Origin of the sequence: uncultured Streptococcus sp. (assembly GCF_938036805.1) — a bacterium.
In the GTDB taxonomy this organism is placed as follows: Bacteria; Bacillota; Bacilli; order Lactobacillales; family Streptococcaceae; genus Streptococcus.
Map to the genome: position 1 here is coordinate 1 of NZ_CALHWC010000040.1, position 3,679 is coordinate 3,679.

A 3,679-nucleotide genomic window follows, 5' to 3' on the forward strand; every position below is an offset into this window, starting at 1 on the left:
GTTTTGAAAAGGAACCAGCTGTGTAGTTGCGGAGCACAACTTCCAAAGGAATAATGTCAACTTTTTTATTGAGCTGATCTGTATCTGAGATTTTCTCGATAAAATGCGTTGCTACACCGGCAGCATTCAACTTTTCAAAGATAAAGGCTGAAATCTGATTATTCAAAACTCCCTTACCTGCAATTTGCTCCTTTTTGACACCGTTAAAAGCAGTCGCCTGATCCTTGTAGCGGGACAAAATCACCTGCTCATCTTCTGTCGCAAAAATATCCTTTGCTTTTCCCGAATATAACAACTTGTTTGACATTTTATTATTCGCCTTTCGTGTTTTTGTGCTTTAAGTGTATCACTTTTAAATATATTTTACAAGTTTTTCCCGTACATTCTGGATACAAAAGCATGAAAAAGATTGGAGATACAACAGTTAAAAACTGAAAATATCTTGTTTCCATACAAAAACAGGACTTTTTCAAGCCCTGTTCTAGAATTCATTAATATAAGTCCAAATAATTATCAATTTCCCATTGGGAAACGAAGGTCGCATAGCTAGCCCATTCAATCCGCTTGGCTTCAACAAAGCTAGTGTAAATATGGTTACCCAAAGCTGCCTTGACGACCTCATCTTCAGTTAAAGCCTTAAGGGCATTGTGGAGAGTAGATGGCAGGTCTGTAATACCGGCTTCCTTGCGCTCCTCAGCTGTCATCACGTAGATATTTTCCTCGATTGGAGCTGGCGCTTCGATTTTATTTTCCACTCCATGCAGTCCCACTTCTAGGAGCACTGCCATAGCGATATAAGGATTAGCCATAGGGTCTACTGAACGCAACTCCAAGCGCGTTCCCATGCCGCGCGATGCCGGTACTCGAACCAAAGGCGAGCGATTTTGACCAGCCCAAGCGATGTAAACCGGTGCTTCAAAGCCAGGCACCAAACGTTTATAAGAGTTGACCGTCGGATTCATGATAGCCGTATAATTATAGGCATGCTTAATCAAACCACCCAAGAAATAGTAGGCTGTCTCAGACAACTGCATTCCTTTTGGATCCTCTGGATCATAAAATGCATTATTTCCATCTTGGTCAAAGAGGGACATATTGCAGTGCATACCAGAACCAGCAATACCAAACTTGGGCTTAGCCATGAAAGTCGCATAAAGACCGTGCTTACGAGCGATGGTTTTCACCACCAATTTGAAAATCTGAATTTTATCACAAGCGCGAAGCACTTCATCATACTTAAAGTCAATCTCGTGCTGACCAACTGCCACCTCATGGTGACTCGCTTCCACTTCAAAGCCCATCTTAGTCAAAACATTGACAATTTCTCGACGAGTATTGTCTGCCAAGTCTGTCGGCGCCAAGTCAAAGTAGCCACCCTTGTCATTCACTTCCAGTGTCGGATCGCCATTTTCATCCAATTTGAAAAGGAAAAATTCTGGCTCAGGACCAAGATTGAAAGACTTGAAGCCCAGTGCTTCCATATGTTTGAGAGCTCGCTTAAGGTTGCTACGGGGATCTCCTGCAAAGGGAACATGTTCTGTCGTATAAACATCACAGATCAAGCCTGCTACACTGCCATTCTCATCTCCCCAAGGAAAAACTGTCCAAGTATCCAAATCAGGATAAAGATACATATCAGATTCATTAATCCGAACAAATCCCTCGATAGACGAACCGTCAAACATAGCCTTATTTGATAAGACCTTTTCAAGCTGCTCATCCGTTGCTGGAATTTCAACGTTTTTCATGGTTCCCAAAATATCAGAGAACATAAGACGGATAAAAGTGACGTTTTTTTCTTTTACTTCGCGACGAATATCAGCTGCTGTAATGGGCATGGGTAACTCCTTATAGTTTTAAAAAATAGTTTATGGTCGACGCATGTGACCAAAGGTTGGCAGAGAAGAGCCAAAACGACCTTGCTGTAAAATATCATTGTGGAGAGCCCGACGGACTTCCTTTTCGCTAATCGTTTTGTGGGATTTAGCTTCACGCTCAGCATATTTCTTTTTGATAGCAGCGATATTATAACCTTCAGAAATATAATCCTTAATTTCCAAAAGTCGGTCCATATCATTCAGGGAATACATTCGGCGATTGCCCTCATTCCGAAGGGGAGTGATGAGGTTTTGCTCCTCATAATACCGAATCTGACGGGCAGATAAGTCCGTCAACTTCATAACGCTACCTATGGGAAAGACTGCCATATTTCGGCGAAACTCTTTTTCCTTCATTTTTTTCCTCTCTATGCACTATTATAACTATTTTTTTTTGTATGTCAACAATCAATGTGAGATTTTCTTACACATTTAATTTATAGACTTAAAGAAATTCTTAATTCTATCCACATCCGAATTTACCACTATTGCGACAAAGACACCCATAAAGGTTTCAAAAACTCTAGCAAAAACGTATAAAATAGTATCTTCCGGACTAATGGAGAGAGTGATAATCAGCATAGCTGAAACACCACCAATCACCCCAGCCTTATTGTTCATAGCAACATTGGTCATGATCGTCAGCATCGTACAGATTGGCACAAATACCAAAGTCACCCAAAATTGGCCGTTCAATAAATTTCCCAACAGATAGAATAGCAAAGCATAAAAGCCCCCGACACTATTTCCTAAAATACGAGAAGTTCCGAAATGAACACTTTTATCAAAATCTTCTCGCAGGCTAAACACCGCTGTCAAAGCCCCAATTTGGAGCCCCTTCCAGCCAAACATACCAAAAATGAGTAGGACAATAAAGACTGCTATCCCTGTTTTCATCGTCCTCATGCCTAAGCGAAACTTTGATTTATCAAATTTGTACTTACTAAAATAGCTCATGCCTTTTCCCTTTTAAAAGTAAACTATCTCTATTCTAACATATTTTTCAACAAAAAGGCTCTGTCCATCGAGTTTATTGTTTGTATCCTACAAGAATGCATAGCCAGCTTCTACTGTATTTCTAACTATATTTCCCATTATTGATTACTCGCTAGGAAAATAGAAGTCAAAATCCCATTTCCTCAGAAGCCTACGCGTACAAAAGAAAAAGAGTTGGTTTCCCAACTCTTTCCGTTTCAAAGATTATTTTTCAGTCAAAGCTGCAAGCCCTGGAAGAACTTTACCTTCAAGGAGTTCCATTGAGGCACCACCACCGCGTCACAAATACCTCCACTAACACAAAAAGGTGACATAGCCACCTTTTTGTTAACGTTTCAGTTTTGTTCCTTTTTCTACAAAATCAGGATTTTGTAGAGACTAACGGGCTGAAATTATTTTTCTGTAAGTGCAGCCAAACCTGGCAATACTTTACCTTCAAGAAGTTCCATTGATGCTCCACCACCAGTAGAAATCCATGAGAACTTGTCTGCACGACCAAGGTTGATGGCTGCGGCAGCTGAGTCACCACCACCGATGATTGATTTCACGCCTGGTTGTTTCACGATAGCGTCCATGACACCGATTGTACCAGCTTGGAAGTCTGGGTTTTCAAATACACCCATTGGTCCGTTCCATACAACTGTTTTCGCACCAGTCAAGGCTTCGTCGAATTTAGCGATAGATTTAGGACCGATATCCAAACCAAGGAAGCCTGGATCTACTGCTTCACCTTCAGTATCTTTCACTTCAGTGTAGTCTGCAAATGCGTTTGCTTCTTTTGAGTCAACTGGCAAGATCAATTTGCC

General features: G+C 41.0%; 5 protein-coding genes. All 5 read right to left on the bottom strand.

Going from position 1 to position 3,679, the window contains the following annotated elements; translation table 11 throughout:
• The coding region (locus Q0191_RS01775; RefSeq protein ID WP_297663274.1) for a phosphoribosylaminoimidazolesuccinocarboxamide synthase at nucleotides 1-307 on the bottom strand (307 nt) is incomplete at its 3' end.
• A gap of 184 nt (nucleotides 308-491) precedes the next feature.
• Nucleotides 492-1,838 (bottom strand): type I glutamate--ammonia ligase, encoded by a 1,347-nt coding sequence (glnA, locus tag Q0191_RS01780; protein ID WP_005591666.1) that lies wholly within the window; start codon nucleotides 1,836-1,838, stop codon nucleotides 492-494.
• Nucleotides 1,839-1,868: 30 nt separating this feature from the next.
• The gene (locus Q0191_RS01785; protein WP_005591665.1) at nucleotides 1,869-2,234 is read right to left on the bottom strand and encodes a MerR family transcriptional regulator; all 366 of its coding nucleotides are present in this window, start codon (nucleotides 2,232-2,234) and stop codon (nucleotides 1,869-1,871) included.
• Between the two features lie 75 nt (nucleotides 2,235-2,309).
• The gene (locus tag Q0191_RS01790) at nucleotides 2,310-2,834 is read right to left on the bottom strand and encodes an aromatic acid exporter family protein (RefSeq protein WP_005591664.1); all 525 of its coding nucleotides are present in this window, start codon (nucleotides 2,832-2,834) and stop codon (nucleotides 2,310-2,312) included.
• 431 nt (nucleotides 2,835-3,265) lie between these two features.
• Nucleotides 3,266-3,679: phosphoglycerate kinase (gene pgk, locus Q0191_RS01795; protein WP_297663278.1), on the bottom strand; the 414-nt coding region annotated here is incomplete at its 5' end.